Here is a 17,518-nt window from a genome sequence, read left to right as displayed (position 1 = left end):
CTTTATGGCGCGAAATCAGCCGCCGTACACACTGTCCCGCTGGTCGGGCACCACGCTGCCGTCGGCGCGGTGCATCGGCCCGGAGCCGCCCTCGGGCTCGGCGTACCCCTCGGTGGAGCAGGGGTACGTCCCGGACTTGCGCGGCAGCGGCTCGATGAACATGGGGTTCACCAGCCAGCGTCCGTCGGCGTTGTCGTAGGCGCGGCACATGAGTTCGGGCTTATTGCGGTTGATCGCGAGGTGCCCTGCGGTCGCGTCGTCGACGAAGGTGACGTCGGTCTCGGCGTCCCCGGCGCCGAAGGCGATGCGGTGCGCCCGGTCCTGCTTCTTCCAGGCGTCGGCGCCCTTGACGTGGAAGATCTCCTGGTTGATCCAGCAGCGCTTGCCGTCCATGTACGTCAGCGCCTCGCCGCCGCCGTCGGGCACGTCGCCGCAGCCCTCGACGTCGTACCCCAGCTTGCCGTCCTCGACGAGGTTGCGGATGCCGATGGTGTGCGCGCGGTCGAAGCCGGCGCCGCCCGCCCAGGCGTCGACGATCGGCTCCATGGAGGCGGAGATGACGTACACGTCGAAGCCGGCCTTGCGCAGCGTGCGGATGAGGTCCCGCTGCTGCTCGTAGTAGCGCACGTAACCGGCCATCTTGTGGGTGCCGACGGTCTGTTCGTGGCCGATGGGCGCGGCGAGGTTCTCGGCGCGGGCCTGCCGGGCGTACGAGGTGAGGGTGGCCGGCTTCAGTCCGGCGAACAGCTGGGTGAGCCAGACGTACTCGGGGACGGTGCGGCGGTGGTTCCACTCGCCCTCGAAGGCGGGCTTGCCGTCGGAGGTCTCGGCGGTGTTGTAGATGTCGAGGATCTCGTCGGTGCAGCCGGTGTCCTTGGAGGTGGGCAGCGGCTCGCCGGCGGGGACATCGGTTCCGCAGGCTTCGGTGAGCGCCCGGTCGGCGGCGGCGGTCAGCCACTTGTTGGTGGCGCGCCAGTCGGCCGGCTGGAGGAGCTTGTCGTGCTTGAGGGTCCAGGCGAGGGTGGCCTCGGAGATGTCGTTCTTGACGATGGTGTTGTCCCAGTCGAACGCCGCGACCGGGCGGGGACCGGACGGGTCGGAGCAGCTGCCCCGTTCGTCGATCATCTCCTGCAGCTGCTCGCGGTTCTCGCCGTACCACTTCAGGCTCTTCGAGAGCTGCGGGCAGGTGCCGGGCGCGTCGGTCGGGGCCGCGGTGGCGGGGACGGCGGCCGCCAGGGACGCGGTGACGGCCAGGGCCAGGACGGTGGCGACGGTGTGCCGATTTCGCATGCGTTCTCCGGATTCAGGCGACAGTAACGCCGGGACCGGCGGCACGCGCGTGCCGCCGGTCCCGGTCGGTCTCGGACCTTACCTGTGGGTTACATCGGCGTGACGTATGCCCCCGCGATGCCGCCGTCCACGAGGAACTCGGAGGCATTGACGAACGAGGAGTCGTCGCTGGCGAGGAAGGCGACCGCGGCGGCCATCTCCTCGGGCTCGGCGAACCGGCCCACCGGTACGTGCACCAGACGACGCGCGGCACGCTCCGGGTCCTTGGCGAACAGCTCCTTGAGGAGCGGGGTGTTGACGGGCCCGGGGCAGAGCGCGTTCACGCGGATGCCCTCGCGGGCGAACTGCACGCCCAGCTCGCGGGACATCGACAGTACGCCGCCCTTGGAGGCGGTGTAGCTGATCTGGGAGGTGGCGGCGCCCATGACGGCGACGAAGGAGGCGGTGTTGATGATGGAGCCCTTGCCCTGGCGCTGCATGTACGGGAGGGCGTACTTGCAGCACAGGTAGACGGAGGTGAGGTTGACCTCCTGGACCCGCTTCCAGGCATCCAGCCCGGTGGTGAGGATGGAGTCGTCGTCGGGCGGCGAGATGCCCGCGTTGTTGAAGGCGACATCGACCGAGCCGTAGGTGTCGTACGCGGTCTTGAACAGCGCCTCGACCTGCTCCTCGTCCGTCACGTCGACCTGGACGAAGAGGCCGCCGACCTCGGCCGCCGCGGCCTTGCCCGCGGTCTCGTCGATGTCGGCGCAGACGACATTCGCGCCTTCGGAGGCGAGGCGGCGGGCAGTGGCCAGGCCGATGCCGCTGCCGGCACCGGTGATCACGGCGGTACGGCCGACCAGTCGGCGGCACACGGGGGTCTCAGCGGTCTGGTCGGTCATGTCACTGCTCCTCGGTGCTGATGAAGACGTTCTTGGTCTCGGTGAAGGCGGCGAGCGCGTCGGGGCCCAGCTCCCGGCCGAGGCCGGACTGCTTGTAGCCGCCGAACGGGGTCCAGTAGCGGACGCTGCTGTGCGAGTTGACGGAGAGGTTCCCGGCGGCGACGGCGCCGGAGACGCGCAGCGCGCGGCCCACGTCGCGGGTCCAGATGGAGCCGGAGAGCCCGTAGTCGGTGGCGTTGGCGAGCCGTACGGCCTCGGCCTCGTCCTCGAAGGGCAGCACGACGGCGACGGGGCCGAAGATCTCCTCGGTGGCCGCGCGGTCCTCGGGCCGGCCCTCCAGGACGGTCGCGGGGTACCAGAAGCCCTTGCCCTCGGGGGCCTCGCCGCGGAAGGCGACCGGGGCGCCGTCGGGGACGTAGGACCGTACACGCTCGCGCTGGGCCGCGGAGATCAGCGGGCCCATGCCGGTGGCGGGGTCGGCCGGGTCGCCGACGGTGACGGCCTTGACGGCGGGCTCCAGCAGTTCCAGGAAGCGGTCGTACACGGAGCGCTGGACGAGGATGCGGCTGCGGGCGCAGCAGTCCTGCCCGGTGTTGTCGAGGAAGGAGCCGGGCGCGGCGGCCGCGGCCTTCTCGATGTCGGCGTCGGCGAAGACGATGTTGGGGCTCTTGCCGCCGAGTTCGAGGGTTACCCGCTTCACGCCGTCGGCGCACTTGGCCATGATCTGCTTGCCGACGCCGGTGGAGCCGGTGAAGACGACCTTGGCGACGCCGGGGTGCTCGACCAGCGCGTTGCCCGCCACGGGCCCGGCACCGGGCAGTACCTGGAAGAGGCCCTCGGGGAGGCCCGCCGCGAGGCCCAGTTCGGCGAGGCGGAGGGCGGTGAGCGGGGTGGTCTCGGCGGGCTTGAGGAGGACGGCGTTGCCCGCGGCGAGGGCTGGCGCGGTGCCCCAGGCGGCGATGGGCATCGGGAAGTTCCACGGCGCGATCACGGCGACGACGCCGAGCGGTTCGTGGAGCGTGATGTTCAGGCCGCCGGCGACCGGGATCTGCGTGCCGGTCAGCCGCTCGATGCCGCCGGCCGCGTATTCGAGCAGGTCGCGGGCGTTGCCGGCCTCCCAGCGGGCGTTGCCGACCGGGTGGCCGGCCTCCCGTACCTCCAGCTGGGCGAGCTCTTCGAGGTGGGTGTCGACGGTGGCGGCGAAGCGGCGCAGCAGCCGGGCGCGGTCGCCGGGCGCGAGCGCGGCCCACTGTGCCTGGGCCTTGGCGGCCCGTGCGACGGCGGCGTCGACCTCGGCGGGGGTGGTGGCCGGGACGGTCGCGATGACCTCTTCGGTGGCCGGGTTCAGGATCTGGTGCTCGGCAGGGTTCTCGTGCTCGGAAAGCAAGTGACTGGTCCTCACATGCGTTCGAAGGAGCGGAAGCGCTCCCAGTCGGTCACGGCGGAGTCGTAGGCGTCGAGCTCCACCCGGGCCATGTGGAGGTAGTGCTCGACGACCTCGTCACCGAAGGCGGCGCGCGCGATCGGGCTCTTCTCCCACAGGTCGGCGGCCTCGCGCAGCGTCGTGGGCACGTGCTGGGCGTCGCCGGTGTACGCGTTGCCGGTACAGGCGTCCGGCAGCTCCAGCTTGTGCTCTATCCCGTACAGCCCGGCCGCGACCATGCCGGCCACCGCCAGGTAGGGGTTCACATCGCCGCCGGGGAGGCGGTTCTCGAAGCGGTGGGCGTGGCCGTGGCCGATGACGCGCAGCGCGCAGGTGCGGTTGTCCGGGCCCCAGGCGACCGCGGTGGGCGCGAAGGAGCCGGGCCGGAAGCGCTTGTAGGAGTTGATGTTCGGCGCGTACAGCAGCGTGAAGTCGCGCATCGCGGCGATCTGCCCGGCGAGGAAGTGCCGCATCAGCGGCGACATGCCGTACTCGCCGTCCGGGTCGGCCAGCACCGGGGCGCCGTCCTCGTCGCGCAGCGAGAGATGGATGTGGCAGGAGTTGCCCTCGCGCTCGTCGTACTTCGCCATGAAGGTGAGCGCCATGCCCTCCTGCGCGGCGATCTCCTTGGCGCCGGTCTTGTAGACGGCGTGCTGGTCACAGGTGGTGAGCGCCTCGTCGTAACGGAAGGCGATCTCGTGCTGGCCGAGGTTGCACTCGCCCTTGGCGGACTCCACCGTCATACCGGCCGCGCCCATCTCGTTGCGGATGCGGCGCAGCAGCGGCTCGACGCGGCTGGTGCCGAGCACGGAGTAGTCGACGTTGTAGAGGTTCGCCGGGCTCATGTCCCGGTATCCGCGCCGCCACGCGTCCTCGTAGGTGTCCTTGAAGACCATGAACTCCAGCTCGGTACCGGCGTACGCGCGCCAGCCGCGCTCGGCGAGCCGGTCCAGCTGGCGGCGGAGGATCTGCCGCGGGGAGGCGACGACGGGGCTGCCGTCGTGCCAGGCGAGGTCGGCGGTGAGCAGCGCGGTACCGGGCGCCCAGGGCGTGCGGCGCAGCGTCGCGGTGTCACCGTGCATGCAGAAGTCGCCGTAGCCGCGCTCCCAGGAGGACATCGCGTAGCCGTCGACGGTGTTGAGGTCGACATCCACGGCAAGGAGGTAGTTGCACCCTTCCGAGCCATGGGCCAGGACGTCGTCGAGGAAGAACCGGGCCGCGAACCGCTTGCCCTGGAGCCTGCCTTGCATATCGGTGAAGGCGAGGACGACAGTGTCGATCTCCCCGGTGTCGACGAGCCTTCTCAGCTCCTCGACCGAGAGCGGGGGCGTGCGGTCTGCCACGGTGGTGCCTCCTGTCGCTGCATCCGGAGGTCATAAGGTAGGCACACGAACCATTGGTTGGGAAGGGGTAGCGGTGGACGGAGCGGCGGACCGGCTGGCGCCGGTGCTGCGCCCGGTGCGGGCGGGCAACGGTTTCGAGGAGGCGCTGGAGCAGATACTCCAGATCGTGCGGCTGGGGCTGGTCCCCCGGGGCGAGCGGCTGCCGGCCGAGCGCGAACTGGCCGAGCGGCTGCAGATCAGCCGGGTCACCCTGCGCGAGGTACTGAAGGTGCTGCAGGACGAGGGGCTGGTGGTGAGCAGACGCGGCCGGTACGGCGGCACGTTCGTACGGGAACGCGCCGAGACCCCCGGCGAGGACGAGCTGCGCCGCCGCATCGCGCAGGTCGACGTCGAGGACACGCTGCGGTTCCGCGAGGTGCTGGAGGTGGGCGCGGCCGGGCTGTGCGCCTCGTACGGGCTGGACGGGGAGCAGGCGGAGCGGCTGCGGGACGCGCTGGCGGCCACGCACGACGCGCCGCTCTCGGACTACCGGCGGCGGGACACGCTGCTGCACCTGACGCTGGCCGAGCTGTCGGGCTCGGCCACGCTCGCCGCGCAGTACGCGGCCGTCCGGGCGACCGTGAACGACCTGCTGGACTGCATCCCGCTGCTGGTGCGGAACCTGGAGCACTCCCAGGCGCAGCACACCGCGCTGGTGGAGGCGGTGCTGGAGGGTGACGCGGACGGGGCGCGGGAAGTCATGCGGGAGCACTGCTGCGGCACCGCGGCCCTGTTGCGCGGCTTCCTCACGGGCCCGCCGCCTGCGCCGTAACCGTTCTTTTACGGCGCAGGTCTTGCGCCTTCCGCCCCCGACGACAAAGGTATGGCGCTAAACCTTTATCCCGCCGAGGCAGGAGCGGCTCATGGCCGACAGCACGGAACCGCGCACCGCACCGCCCACTCCCCCGCCACCCGGGGCCGCGCCCGATGACGCCTACCTGGAGAAGCGCTCGCTGCGCCGGGGCAGCGCCGGGCCGCTGCTGCTCACCGGTCTGGGCGTGGCGTACGTCGTCTCGGGCGACTTCTCCGGCTGGAACAACGGCCTGGCCCAGGGCGGCTTCGGCGGCCTGGCGCTGGCGGCCCTGCTGATGGGCCTGATGTACACCTGTCTGGTCTTCGCCCTCGCGGAGCTGGCGTCCGTGCTGCCCACGGCGGGCGGCGGCTACGGCTTCGCGCGCCGCGCGCTCGGCACCTGGGGCGGCTTCCTGACCGGTACCGCCATCCTCATCGAGTACGTCCTCGCGCCCGCCGCGATCTCCATCTTCATCGGCGACTACGTCGAGTCCCTCGGCCTCTTCGGCCTGACGTCCAGCTGGCCGGTCTACCTCGCCTGCTTCGTGATCTTCATCGGGATCCACCTGTGGGGCGTCGGCGAGGCGCTCCGCTTCAGCCTGATCGTCACCGCGATCGCGGTCGCCGCGCTGGTCGTCTTCGCGCTCGCCGCGGTCACCGACTTCCAGGTCAGCGCCCTGAACGACATCCCCGCCGACAAGGACGCCTTCGGCGCCTCCTCCTGGCTGCCCTTCGGGATACTCGGCATTTGGGCGGCGTTCCCCTTCGGCATGTGGTTCTTCCTCGGCGTCGAGGGTGTGCCGCTGGCCGCCGAGGAGACCAAGGACCCGGCCCGTACGCTGCCGAAGGCCATGGCCGCCGCGATCGGCATCCTGCTCCTCCTCGCCCTGGTCACCTTCCTCACCGCGACCGGAGCGCGCGGCGCCGCCGCACTCCAGTCCGTCGGCGACCCGCTGGTCCAGGCCCTGCAGCCGCACGGCGAGCCGACGGTCACCTCACGCATCGTCAACTACGCGGGCCTGGCCGGCCTGGTCGCGTCCTTCTTCTCCCTGATCTACGCGGGCTCGCGCCAGCTCTTCGCCCTCTCCCGAGCCGGCTACCTGCCCCGCTTCCTCTCCCTCACCAGCCGCCGCAAGGCCCCCTACCTGGGGCTTCTCGTCCCCGGCGCACTCGGCTTCGCCCTCGCCGCCGCGACCGGCGACGGCGCCCGGATGCTGAACGTCGCCGTCTTCGGCGCCACCATCTCCTACGCCCTGATGGCCCTCTCCCACATCGTCCTCCGCCGCCGCGAGCCGGAACTCCCCCGCCCGTACCGCACCCCCGGCGGGGCCGTGACCTCCGCCGTCGCCCTCGTCCTCGCCTGCTCCGCACTGGTGGCGACGTTCCTGGTCGACGTGACGGCCGCGGTCATCGCACTCGGCGTGTACGCGGTGGCACTGGCGTACTTCGCGTTCTACTCCCGCCACCGACTGGTGGCGGCGGCCCCGGAGGAGGAATTCGCGGCCCTGGCGGCTGCGGAGGCCGAACTGGACAAATAATCAAGCCCGGCAAAATCAAGCCCGTCCGGGCACATTCAAGCCCGTCCGGTGTTTGAGGACATCGTCACGTCGAGCAGCCCCAACGAACAGCACCGCCCCCCACCCACCTCAAGGAGGCCCCGTGCCCACACCGCCCCTCATCGGCATCAGCACCTATCTGGAGGCCGAGGCCCGCTGGGGCGTCTGGACCCTCCCGGCCGCACTCCTCCCGGCCGGCTACCACCGCCTCGTACAGAACTCCGGCGGCCTCGCCGCCATGCTGCCGCCGCACGAGCCGGACCTCGACCGGGACGAGGCGAAGGAAGCGGCGGCCGCGGTCGTGGCCCGCCTCGACGGCATCGTGATCGCGGGCGGTCCCGACGTGCGACCCGACCGCTACGGCGCCGACACCGACCCGCGCACCGGCCCACCGGCCCTCGCCCGCGACGCCTGGGAAACGGCGCTGATCCACGCGGCCCTCGACTCCGCCACACCCCTCCTCGGCATCTGCCGCGGCATGCAGCTGCTGAACGTCGCGCTGGGCGGCACGCTCCACCAGCACCTGGACGGCCACGGCGGCCCGCCCGGCGTCTTCGACCACCACAAGGTCACCACCGTGCCGGACAGCCGGCTCGCCGGCATCCTGCCCGAGCCCGTCTCCGTACCGACGTACCACCACCAGTCCGTCGACCGGCTCGGCCGCGGGCTGCTGGCCTCCGCGTACGCCGAGGACGGCACGGTCGAGGCGCTCGAAGTGCCGGACGCACCGGCCTTCGCGCTGGGCGTGCAGTGGCACCCCGAGGCAGGCACGGACACCCGGGTCATGGACGCCCTGGTATCGGCGGCCACCGCCCACTGACTCACTGACGCACTGTCAGGTATTGAAGTCGTCCGCGACGCCGACCAGAAGCACCCGCGTGCCCGCCTCCAGGGCACGCCAGCGGTGCGTCACCCCACCCGTGCAGTAGAGCGTGTCGCCGCGCCCCAGCTCGTACCGCTCCCCCTCGGCCTCCGCCTCCACGGCCCCCTCGACGACATACAGCAGCTCGTCGTGCGGGTGCCGGAACTCCCGCCCCCACTCATGCGCGCCGGTGAACTCCAGTGCGTGCAGCTGCTGTTGACCACGGACCAGCGGCCGCACCGTACTCGCCGCGCCGTCCTCCAGCGCGGCCCCGGTCTCCGCGCGGACCACGTCGACGGCCCGGCGGTCCTCCGCCGCGCCGAGCAACTGGACCGCCGTGGTCCCCAGCGCGTCGGCGATGCGCTGGAGCGAGCGCATGCTGGGGCGGGCCCGGTCGTTCTCCACCTGGCTCAGGAAGGGCTTGGACAGGCCGGTACGGCCGGCCAGCTCGGCGAGCGTCAGATCCAGCGCGCGACGGCGGCGCCGCACCGCCCGGCCGACCCGCGGCGCCTCCTGATCTTCACGCATTCCGCACTCCCTCTCCCCTTTATCGCCACGTTCACGGCATTGCAACAAGCAGCCCCTACCCTCGAACCTGTTTGACGCCATCAAACAAAGTTTGATGAGCAGCTGAACAAGCCGAGAAGCAAGGGACCCGCCATGACCGCTGTCGATCAAAACACACGCCGCCGCCGCGGCACCGGCCTGCTCGCCCTCGACGAGGACGCCGCGTACCCCGGTTACACGCTCTACGCACCGCTCACCGGCACCGGCGAGGTCTACCTCGTCGACCTGCACGGCGAGGTCGTCCACCAGTGGAACCTCCCCTACCGTCCGGGCCGGCACGCCCGCATACTTCCCAACGGCAACCTCGCCTACAACGGCGTGCTCCCGGACCAGGACGCGCTGTTCCCGATGTGGCACAAGTACCGCGGCGGCGTGATGCAGGAGATCACCCCCGACGGCACCGTCGTCCGCGAGCACATCGACCCGCTCCAGCACCACGACGCACACCACTGCGGCGACGGCCGGATCCTCTACGCCGCCCTCGAACCGCTCACCGGCGAGCGCGCGGCAGCGGTACGCGGCGGCGTCCCCGGCTCCGAGCCGGTCACCGACGATGGCCCCACCGTCTGGGCCGATACCATCAAGGAGGTCGACGCGGACGGCAACGAGCTGTGGTCCTGGCGCGTCTCCGACCACCTCGACCGCGACGAGTACCCCCTCCACCCCGACTACTCCCGCGAGCACTACCCCCTCATCAACGCCGTCCTCCCGCTCGCCGACGGCAACATCCTGGCCAGCCTCCGCAGCGCCTCAGCGGTCATCGTCATCAGCCGCGGGACCGGCGACATCCTCTGGCGCACCGAGCCCGGCGTCGTCTCCCAGCAGCACAACCCCACCGAGCTCGCCAACGGCAACATCCTCATCTTCGACAACGGCGTCTTCCGCCCGCACTGGGACGTCCCCTTCTCCCGCGTCATCGAGGTCGAGCGGTCGTCGGGGAAGATCGTCTGGGAGTACCACGACCCGGCCCGCGAGGCGTTCTTCGCCCCCTTCATGGGCAGCGCGCAGCGCCTCCCGAACGGCAATACCCTGATCTGCGACTCCCCCGCCGGCCGGATCTTCGAGGTCACCGCCGACGGGTACCTCTGCTGGGAGTACGTCGTCCCGCACTTCGGCGGCTACCGCGAGCCGGAGGTCGGCCGGATCTTCCCGGCCCAGCACAACGCCCTGTTCCGCGCGTATCGTTACGGCGCCGAGGACCTGCCCTGGCTGCCGGGTCGGGGATGAGCCGTGGCCGCCCCCGCCGGCACCACCCGTACCGGAGGCGACACCCCTGACGGCGGACCGCCCGGCCCCGGCGGCCGGTCGGTCCACCCGGTGGACGAGCGGCTCCCGCTGCTCCGCCTCCTCCCCCTGGCCGCGCAGCACGTCCTCGCGATGCTCGCGGCCCCGGTCTCCACGGCCTTCCTGATCGCCACCGGCCTCGACCTGCCCCCAGACCGCACAGCAGCGCTCCTCAGCGCGACCCTCGTACTGTGCGGCGCCGGGGCGCTGTTGCAATCCTTCGGCGTCCTGCGCATCGGCGCCCGACTGCCGTTCGTCATGCTGCCGGGCGGCGCCGCCGTCGCGATCTTCCTCCAGACCGCCGAGGAACACGGCCCCGCCACCGCCTCCGGCGCCGTCCTCATCGCGGCCGCCTTCCTCCTCGCCGTACTCCCCCTCTACGGTCGCATCGTCCGCTTCTTCCCCCCGGTCGTCCTCGGCACCACGGTCCTCCTCATCGGCATCAACATGATCAACGTCACCGCGCCGATGATCGCCCACGACACCTGGCTCGCCCTGGTCACCATCGGCGCCACGGCACTCTGTTACCTCGTACTGCCCGGCGTATGGCGCCAGATGTCCGTACTGGTGGGCATAGCCGCAGGCACGGCAACCGCACTCCTGTCCGGTACGGGCATGAACACTGTCTCCAACAGTGGCCCATTCATCGCCCTCCCCCACCCCTTCCCCTACGGCGCCCCCCACTTCGACCTGCTCGCCGCCGTCCCCCTCATCGTCTTCACCCTCGCCTCGCTCGCCGAGGCCACCGGCCAAACGGTCCTGAACAGCGAGGCGGTGGGCCGCGAACCGGACCCCGCCCGCGACGTCCCCCGCACGGTCCGCGCCGACGCACTCACCTCCCTCGCCGCGGGCCTGCTGGGCACCTCCATCATGGTGACCAGCGCGGAAAACATCGGCATCGTCCAACTCACCCGCGTCCGCAGCCGCTTCGTCACCGCCGCCGCCGGCGCCCTACTCGTCCTCATCGGCCTCCTCGCCCCCGTCTCCCGCCTCCTGGCCACCCTCCCCACCCCAGTAGTCGGCGGCGCCGGCCTCGTCATCTACGCCGTCATCGCCACCATGGGCATAGGCATGCTCCGCCGCACCCCCACCTTCGAGGGCCCAACAACCACCATCATCGCCCTAACCCTCCTCGCCGGCCTCCTCCCCGTCCTCTCCCCCGACCTCTACACCCCCCTACCGACCTGGGCCCGCACCCTCTTCGGCAGCGGGGTACCTGCGGGGGCGATCACGGCGGTGGTACTTACGGCCTTGTTCACCCGGCACCGAAGGTAGGCCGGCACCCACTCGGCGAGACCCTTGCGCATGACGACCGCTACTGGACAGCGTGTGCCGACTGACTCAACGTCCCCCGGCACACGCTGTCCGCGCTGGTCAGCCCCGACCTTCCCGTCCCATGCGCTCGAAGTGGTCGACAGCAGTCAATATGAGGTCCCTAGCGGCCTGTCCATACACGGCTGACTGCCGATGAAGCTCAAATGCCTTGCGGTAAAGCTCGACTTCCCTCGGCTGCGTAACGGTCATTTCCGCGGAATACGTCTCGACTTGCACCAGCTTGTCATCAAACATCGAAAACGCTTCCCCGATCCAGAGGGCGAGGGGAGCAGACCGCGGGACGATACCCAGGCTGAGACGAGGGAGCGCCATCACGGCCATCAGTCGATCGAGCTGAGCCCTCATGACCTCCGAACCACCGTGATTCGAGTAAAGGGCCTGCTCACCAAGGAGCACGTTGAAGATCCGGCTTCCCTCGTAGAGGTACTTCTGCCGTTCGAGGCGCCGTGCAACGGCGGCTTCCGTGTCGGCCGGCGACTCGTGAAAACTCGATGACTGCTGGAAGATGTTCGCCGCGTACTCGGAGGTCTGGATGGTGCCCCAGATGCAAGCGGGATCCCAGATCCTGAACACTTTGGCCTTTTGGTAAAGCGGCAAGGACCGCTTCTGGCGGTTCTCGGCCCCGGCCGCGAGCATACGGCGCCACTCCATCCACAGCTCGTCAATGTGGCGGACTGTCGCGATCAGGTCGTTGGCGTCGGCCTCGTGACCAGTCAGCCGGCACCACAGGCGAATGTCGTCCTCGCTCGCGTTCTGCTTGCCGTTCTCGATGCGCGAGACCTTGGATTCCTGCCATCCAGTCGCCGCGGCGAAGGTCCGGCCACTGCTGAACCCCGCATCCTTGCGGAATCCGCGCAGTCGGGCCCCCAATGCCTCGCGGGTCTCTTGTGCTTGGTTGCTCACTGAACGCTCAGGGCTTGTACTCGTTGGTCGGGATGGACATGTCCCAGAGCAGGTCCCGGACTCGGATGCACTCTGCGACAACGGAGGGGGTCTCGATGATCTCCGAACCCAGGACGCGCCCTTCGTTGTCGAAATGCCCCACAGCCAAGAGCTTGTTATCGAAGAGCCACCAGTCGTTACCTGCTACGGGGAACACCAGGCCCTCGGGCAGCTTGTGGCGCGGCAGCCAGCGGATGGACTCGCCGGCCTCTTCGTTGAGATCAGTGGTGGCGTGCTCCCACTGAATGTACGGAGTGTGCGGCTCCGTGACGACTCGCACTCGGCGCACGGTCCTCCCGGAGTCGGTGACGCGCTTCATGAGCTGCAACCACGGCTCCATGAACGAGTCGTCGTCGTCTTCCCCGGCGAGCCAGCTCTCGAACGGGCCCTCCTCATTCGGGACTGAGTAATCGTCCCTCAGCTCCAAATGGAAGGCGTCGTGCGCGAAGCTCTCAAAGAGCTGGTTGCGCTCGTCGCTGGAGATCAGCTCCACGCGGTTCCTCCAGTAGCGCGGTGATCGCGGCCTTGGAGACCTCGACCACGGTTTCATAGTCCGGAATATTCATCTGGGCCAGGGCCTCGCGGTCGGTCACCTCCAGGCCCTGGACAACGTACGTGCCCCCGGGAGTGAGGACCATGAGGGGGTCTTCGAGGCGCCTGAACTCGCCGGAAGGGAAGCCGTCCTTCTTCAGGTGGTCGAACAGCTCGGTGGGCACCTCCACGGCCGTTTCGCCCTCGGGGACGGTGAGCTGCATCAGCAGGTCGTTCGCGAAGATTCTCCAACCCTGGACGAGGTAGGTGCCACGATCCGTGGCATAGAGGGTCGGGCAGTCTCCGCTCTTGGAGTCTTTACCAAGGAACCGTAGCTGCATGGTCGATCTCCTGTCTCCTGCCTTGCGCTGATTTGCGCGTGACAGCGATGGTCGAGCAGGGGTTCAACCCCGTCAAACTTGGTGCTGCAAACTCCCGCAATCTCCTTGGGGGTTGCTTCCGGCGCGCTCTACGTTCGTTCCCGCATCCACGTGATGCCGCCGGGCCCGGCCCGGTGTCGGAGGAGAGCGCCCCGGCTGCGCCCAGCGGGCGTTCCACCACCCCGGAGGGAAGCCCCGTGACCACGACCGTGACTCGGCCCCACACGACAGGACCTCCTGGCTACAGCGAGACGTGGCGTTGTGAGCCACAGACGGTCGGCCGTGCTCGACGCCTGGTCAATGCAGCTTTGAGTGCCTGGGGACTCGAATGTTTGGTGGACCGGGGAGAGCTCATCGTGTCCGAGCTGGTCACCAACTCGGTTGAGCACAGCCAGTCCCGAGCCGTGCGGGTGAGCATCACCCGCCCACAGCCCGAGTCGGTCCTCATCACCGTTTCGGACAGGTCGACGAAACTCCCGGCCTGCCAGATCCCAGAGCAGGACGCAGAAGGCGGGCGCGGCCTCTACCTGGTGGATGTGATGGCGGACTGCTGGAAGACCGATATCCGCCACTGGGGAAAGCACGTACGCGCCGAGCTGCGTGTCGGCAAATGCAGCACTTCTACATCTCACCTAGTAGGAGACACACCGATGACCATCACCCTCGAAGACCCTGCGGTCACGCGTACGCGGGACCCGAAGGAACTGCTCAACGCCGTACAGCCGCACATCAGTCACCTCACCGTCAACGTCCTCGACAGCGGTATGGCCCTGTGGGATCGCGAGATTGCACTCTTGCTGCGCGATCACACCATGGTCCGCGACATGGCCGAGCGCATCCTCGGCAACGCGGTGATGTACACCATGGCCTCGATCGAGCACCCCGAAGTACACCTCGGCGTCGGCAAGCTCGTGGACATCGGCGTACATCAGCTCATCCTCGACACGCCGGTCTGGTGGGCGATCTGCGACGTCTACAACGGCGGCGCCTACAAGCACCACGCCCCGTTCATCGAGCGCCGCGGCGACGGCCTGTGCCTGCGTACCGCCGACTTCCTGAAGTCGATCGGGTTCGCGATCGACGAAGAGCTGTGGGAGATCGACGGCTCCGACTGCTCGCCGTGCGACAACAAGGTCCCCGACAGCCACTGATGCCCGATACGGTGCCCCTGCTGCCGCCTCGCCGCGGAGCAGGGGCACCTTCGTCCGTACGACTCCGAGGGGACTCCATGCCCGTACCTCACGACCTCGCCGCAGAAGCCGAACTGTGGGACGCCTACGCCGAGTCGGCGTTCAAGAAAGACGCCGAGCCGGTCTTCAACTGGACGCAGTACACCGGGCACGGCCCCGGCCCGGAACTCCTCGGCAAGCCGACGGCCGTACTGGAGATCGGTTGCGGCACCGGTCGCGCTCTTGCCTACCTCGCCTCACGCGGTGTCGAGGCACACGGGGTCGACCTGTCCCCGGTCATGGTCAAGAAGACATCGGAACGGTGGGCGGACACCGGCGCGACGTTCCACCACGGCGACGTGCTGGAACACCTCGCGGCGCATGATGCCACGTACGACGCCATCTATTCGGTGTTCGGAGCCGCCTGGTTCACCGACCCCGGCCGGCTCTTTCCACTCGTACGCGCCCGCCTCAACCCGGGCGGCGTATTCGCCTTCTCCCAACCGCCCGCCATCCCAGGCGCCTACGGCCCGCAGGGCATGTACAAGGGCGGCTTCGCAGGCAAAGCGATGTTCACCTACCGCTACAGCTACCGACCCGCGGTCTGGGAACGGCTGTTGACCGGCGCGGGCTTCGCCACCGCATCGGCGACCGTGCTGAACGCACCGAAAGAGAACCACATCGGAACCCTCATCGTGCAGGCACAAGTGCCGTGACCTGGCGGCGGGGGACTCCCCTCCCCGCCCTCCTTTCGCCGGATCAAAACCGGCCCAGGCAGTCCTCGAATCTGCGACACCCGCTTCAGGAGTTCTTTCTGAGAGCCTTCGGGGCTGAAGTTGCGTGTCCCGGCCCTGCCCCGCGCATGTGCGGAAGGTTCCTCGGTGTGGCGACGTGCGCCGCGGTTGCCGTCGACAACTGCCGTCAGGGGCGGTGGACGGAACAATGCCAATCGAGGGTGCCAGGCTGGCCAGCGGCGTCATCAGCCTGGCGCCAATCATGCAATACCGCGATCGAGCGAGCCTCGGCCGATTCCACTGAATGCACCTGGCGATGATCGCAGGTATCCGACCGGGACCGCCAACAGATAGCGTTGGCGCGGTCTTATTCACCGTGCGAATGCGAGTGATGTCGATGCACTTCTTCCGCATAAACGCGCGAATCCACGACGCCCGCCACAAGCCCCTGCACAAGTATTGCGTTCGCCTCCCGAAGGGCCCGTATTCCATTCAGAAACAGCACTGTCGAGACGACGAACCCGAGCAGAAGCCAAGGGGACAAGGTTGCCGCCAGTACGATCCATAAGGTGACAGAGAAGATCGCGAGGTTAACCCGGAACTCAGATTCCGAGTTGAGGCGATCGTGCTCCAGGTAAACGTCTAAATGGTTCGCAATGAGGCGCATTCTTACTTCAGGCAACTCGCGCAATAGGTTATCAACCAGATCCGCTGGGTAGGTGTCCCTGTCATCGCGGACCCTGTTCGCCAACTCGTGCAGCAAATGGAAAGTACCTACCGAGATTGGCGATTGGCGAAACAGCCACCGACGCACTGACTGGGGTAGCCAGCGTGCATGCCTGCGCTCGGAGGTCCATGCGGCTACCTGTATTGGTGACAGCTTCATAATGTCGCCTATCAGATATAAAACGAAGGCGATGAAGGCCACCACTATGGGGCGTCCGACTAAATTCCCAAGGGTGTATAGGCGTTGAATGACCCCAGATGCTTCGTCACGCTTAGGTATGACGTCTCCGAAGAGCATCCAAACCTGGAACACACACAGGACGCCAACAGCGAACGGTGTTCTGAAGTGCCGGAACCCTGGAAGCAGACTCGCAAGCATGGTGTGATGATGCACCAGTGAACGTCGCTGCGTACTGGTTTTGAGCAAGGGAAGAAAGGAAGCCCCAGGGTCGGCCGACCCCCTGGGGCTTCCCCTTCACTCAGCCGCCTAACCGAATCCTTGCCTTTCGCATCAGGAGAGCGGTGCTCGGCCGAAGGATCACCCCACCCCCCGAGTCAACCCCAACAACTCCCGCGCCGGCCCCGAAGGCCGTTGCCCCGCTGGCCATACCGCGCGCAGGTCGCGGCCCAGGCGGATGCCCGGGACCGGTACCTCCACCAACCGCCGCGCTGCCAGTTCCTCGCCGATCGCGAGTTCGCTGAGGACTGAGGGGCCGGCGCCGCTGACCGCTGCGGCTTTTACTGCGGTGGTGGAGGCCAGTTCGAGGAGGGGGGGTGCCAGGGGGCCGCAGGCGGCTAGGGCTGCGTCCAGGACCTGGCGGGTGCCGGAGCCCTGTTCGCGGAGGATCAGGGGGGTGGCGGCGAGTTCGCGGCCCGTTAGGGGGGTGCGGCGGCGGGACCAGGGGTGGGAGGGGGCGGCTACCACTACCAGGCGGTCGTGGCCGATTACTGCGCCGTCCAGGCCGGAGGGTATGTCCAGGCCCTCTACGAAGCCCAGGTCCGCCTCGCCGGAGAGGACGCGTTCCGCGACCACCGCGGAGTTGCCCGCGAAGAGTGACACCGCGGTGTCCGGGCGCTGGGTGCGCAGGGCGATCAGCCAGCCGGGCAGGAGGTACTCGGCGATGGTCATGCTCGCGGTCACGCGGAGGCGGGAGTCGCGGCGGCCGCGCAGCGCCTGGGCGCCCGCGTCGAATGCCTCGGCCGCCTCCACGATGCGGCGGGCCCAGTCCGTGACGAGTGTGCCCGCGTCGGTCAGGCGCGAGCCGCGGGGTGAGCGTTCGACGAGTCCGACGCCCAACTGGCGTTCCATGGAGCGGATTCGGCTGCTGGCGGCGGGCTGGGAGATGCCCAGTTCCTTGGCGGCCCGGCCGAGGCTGCCCAGCCGGGCCACGGCGAGCAGCAGCTCCAGGGCTGCCAGGTCCGGGACGCGGTATGCCAGCCGTCCGTCCGGCGCCCCTTGCGGTCCCGGCGGTCCCGGCGGTCCCGGCGATCCTTGCGGTCCCGCCGCCCCTTCCGCCCCGGCCGCCTGCGTCCCGGTCCCTTCCGCCATGCGCTTCACAGTCCCCTCCGCCGTCCCCTCCGTAGCGCCGTTTCCCGGTCTCCGTTCCGCTTCGCTCATAAAACCAGGTTATGCCCTCATAGACCTGATGTCCCTGGTGGGG

General features: G+C 69.0%; 17 protein-coding genes and 1 pseudogene. 8 read left to right on the top strand and 10 right to left on the bottom strand.

Translation table 11 applies throughout. The annotated features are described in order from the left end of the window. Nucleotides 1–15 precede the first annotated feature (15 nt). The 4 genes from AB0I82_RS20015 to AB0I82_RS20000 all read right to left on the bottom strand — a co-directional run bounded on the left by AB0I82_RS20015 (nt 16) and on the right by AB0I82_RS20000 (nt 4,940). Nucleotides 16–1,290: a haloacid dehalogenase-like hydrolase gene (locus tag AB0I82_RS20015; protein WP_363258640.1), complete on the bottom strand. Its 1,275-nt coding sequence runs from the start codon at nt 1,288–1,290 to the stop codon at nt 16–18. A gap of 89 nt (nt 1,291–1,379) precedes the next feature. Further along, nucleotides 1,380–2,174: a 3-oxoacyl-ACP reductase gene (locus AB0I82_RS20010; RefSeq protein ID WP_363258638.1), complete on the bottom strand. Its 795-nt coding sequence runs from the start codon at nt 2,172–2,174 to the stop codon at nt 1,380–1,382. A 1-nt stretch (nt 2,175) separates the two neighbouring features. Next, on the bottom strand, nt 2,176–3,561 hold the full coding sequence (locus tag AB0I82_RS20005) for an aldehyde dehydrogenase family protein (protein WP_363258636.1): 1,386 nt from the start codon (nt 3,559–3,561) through the stop codon (nt 2,176–2,178). Nucleotides 3,562–3,572: 11 nt separating this feature from the next. Then, nucleotides 3,573–4,940, bottom strand: a complete 1,368-nt coding sequence (locus tag AB0I82_RS20000; RefSeq protein WP_363258634.1) for a glutamine synthetase family protein — start codon at nt 4,938–4,940, stop codon at nt 3,573–3,575. Nucleotides 4,941–5,013: 73 nt separating this feature from the next. On the opposite strand from AB0I82_RS20000, the gene AB0I82_RS19995 reads away from it, so the two are divergent. The 3 genes from AB0I82_RS19995 (at nt 5,014) to AB0I82_RS19985 (ending at nt 8,147) form a co-directional block, all read left to right on the top strand. Beyond that, entirely contained in the window at nt 5,014–5,751 is a 738-nt protein-coding gene (locus tag AB0I82_RS19995; RefSeq protein WP_363258633.1) for an FCD domain-containing protein, read from the top strand. Nucleotides 5,752–5,842: 91 nt separating this feature from the next. Continuing rightward, the gene (gene eat, locus AB0I82_RS19990; protein ID WP_363258632.1) at nt 5,843–7,309 is read left to right on the top strand and encodes an ethanolamine permease; all 1,467 of its coding nucleotides are present in this window, start codon (nt 5,843–5,845) and stop codon (nt 7,307–7,309) included. A gap of 121 nt (nt 7,310–7,430) precedes the next feature. Next, nucleotides 7,431–8,147, top strand: coding sequence for a gamma-glutamyl-gamma-aminobutyrate hydrolase family protein (locus AB0I82_RS19985; protein WP_363258631.1), 717 nt, complete (start codon nt 7,431–7,433; stop codon nt 8,145–8,147). A 15-nt stretch (nt 8,148–8,162) separates the two neighbouring features. On the opposite strand, the gene AB0I82_RS19980 is transcribed toward AB0I82_RS19985, so the two are convergent. Further along, nucleotides 8,163–8,717, bottom strand: a complete 555-nt coding sequence (locus AB0I82_RS19980) for an XRE family transcriptional regulator (protein WP_363258629.1) — start codon at nt 8,715–8,717, stop codon at nt 8,163–8,165. Between the two features lie 132 nt (nt 8,718–8,849). Here AB0I82_RS19980 and AB0I82_RS19975 point away from each other — a divergent pair, with 132 nt between their 5' ends. Next, a complete protein-coding gene (locus tag AB0I82_RS19975; protein ID WP_363258628.1) occupies nt 8,850–9,983 on the top strand; it encodes an aryl-sulfate sulfotransferase in 1,134 nt (377 codons plus the stop codon). A 3-nt stretch (nt 9,984–9,986) separates the two neighbouring features. Beyond that, a complete protein-coding gene (locus tag AB0I82_RS19970) occupies nt 9,987–11,315 on the top strand; it encodes a solute carrier family 23 protein (RefSeq protein ID WP_363258627.1) in 1,329 nt (442 codons plus the stop codon). A gap of 99 nt (nt 11,316–11,414) precedes the next feature. Here AB0I82_RS19970 and AB0I82_RS19965 read toward each other — a convergent pair whose 3' ends face one another. The 3 genes from AB0I82_RS19965 to AB0I82_RS19955 are packed head-to-tail and all read right to left on the bottom strand — an operon-like array spanning nt 11,415 to nt 13,189. Next, nucleotides 11,415–12,278, bottom strand: a complete 864-nt coding sequence (locus tag AB0I82_RS19965) for a helix-turn-helix transcriptional regulator (protein WP_363258626.1) — start codon at nt 12,276–12,278, stop codon at nt 11,415–11,417. 7 nt (nt 12,279–12,285) lie between these two features. Further along, complete coding sequence (locus AB0I82_RS19960) at nt 12,286–12,810, bottom strand: DUF6879 family protein (RefSeq protein ID WP_363258625.1); 525 nt, start codon at nt 12,808–12,810, stop codon at nt 12,286–12,288. Further along, nucleotides 12,770–13,189, bottom strand: coding sequence for a hypothetical protein (locus tag AB0I82_RS19955; protein WP_363258624.1), 420 nt, complete (start codon nt 13,187–13,189; stop codon nt 12,770–12,772). Before AB0I82_RS19955 ends, AB0I82_RS19960 begins: the two co-directional genes overlap by 41 nt. 47 nt (nt 13,190–13,236) lie before the next feature. On the opposite strand from AB0I82_RS19955, the pseudogene AB0I82_RS19950 reads away from it, so the two are divergent. The 3 genes and pseudogenes from AB0I82_RS19950 to AB0I82_RS19940 form a co-directional block, all read left to right on the top strand. Further along, nucleotides 13,237–13,788, top strand: a pseudogene (locus AB0I82_RS19950) (ATP-binding protein); the annotation flags it as partial. A gap of 90 nt (nt 13,789–13,878) precedes the next feature. Continuing rightward, the gene (locus tag AB0I82_RS19945; RefSeq protein WP_363259069.1) at nt 13,879–14,379 is read left to right on the top strand and encodes a hypothetical protein; all 501 of its coding nucleotides are present in this window, start codon (nt 13,879–13,881) and stop codon (nt 14,377–14,379) included. 77 nt (nt 14,380–14,456) lie between these two features. Next, nucleotides 14,457–15,113, top strand: a complete 657-nt coding sequence (locus AB0I82_RS19940) for a class I SAM-dependent methyltransferase (RefSeq protein WP_363258622.1) — start codon at nt 14,457–14,459, stop codon at nt 15,111–15,113. A gap of 385 nt (nt 15,114–15,498) precedes the next feature. Here AB0I82_RS19940 and AB0I82_RS19935 read toward each other — a convergent pair whose 3' ends face one another. Continuing rightward, complete coding sequence (locus tag AB0I82_RS19935) at nt 15,499–16,059, bottom strand: hypothetical protein (RefSeq protein ID WP_363258621.1); 561 nt, start codon at nt 16,057–16,059, stop codon at nt 15,499–15,501. 336 nt (nt 16,060–16,395) lie between these two features. Continuing rightward, nucleotides 16,396–17,295: a LysR family transcriptional regulator gene (locus AB0I82_RS19930; RefSeq protein WP_363259067.1), complete on the bottom strand. Its 900-nt coding sequence runs from the start codon at nt 17,293–17,295 to the stop codon at nt 16,396–16,398. Nucleotides 17,296–17,518 lie beyond the last annotated feature (223 nt).

Source organism: Streptomyces sp. NPDC050315, assembly GCF_040655775.1.
Taxonomy (GTDB): domain Bacteria; phylum Actinomycetota; class Actinomycetes; order Streptomycetales; family Streptomycetaceae; genus Streptomyces.
This window is presented reverse-complemented; position numbering and strand designations above follow the sequence as displayed.

Coding starts and splice junctions, on each gene's coding strand:
- AB0I82_RS19945 (WP_363259069.1), top strand. CDS start 13,879: ATGACCATCACCCTCGAAGACCCTGCGGTCACGCGTACGCGGGACCCG.
- AB0I82_RS19975 (WP_363258628.1), top strand. CDS start 8,850: ATGACCGCTGTCGATCAAAACACACGCCGCCGCCGCGGCACCGGCCTG.
- eat (WP_363258632.1), top strand. CDS start 5,843: ATGGCCGACAGCACGGAACCGCGCACCGCACCGCCCACTCCCCCGCCA.
- AB0I82_RS19955 (WP_363258624.1), bottom strand. CDS start 13,189: ATGCAGCTACGGTTCCTTGGTAAAGACTCCAAGAGCGGAGACTGCCCG.
- AB0I82_RS20015 (WP_363258640.1), bottom strand. CDS start 1,290: ATGCGAAATCGGCACACCGTCGCCACCGTCCTGGCCCTGGCCGTCACC.
- AB0I82_RS19980 (WP_363258629.1), bottom strand. CDS start 8,717: ATGCGTGAAGATCAGGAGGCGCCGCGGGTCGGCCGGGCGGTGCGGCGC.
- AB0I82_RS20010 (WP_363258638.1), bottom strand. CDS start 2,174: ATGACCGACCAGACCGCTGAGACCCCCGTGTGCCGCCGACTGGTCGGC.
- AB0I82_RS19940 (WP_363258622.1), top strand. CDS start 14,457: ATGCCCGTACCTCACGACCTCGCCGCAGAAGCCGAACTGTGGGACGCC.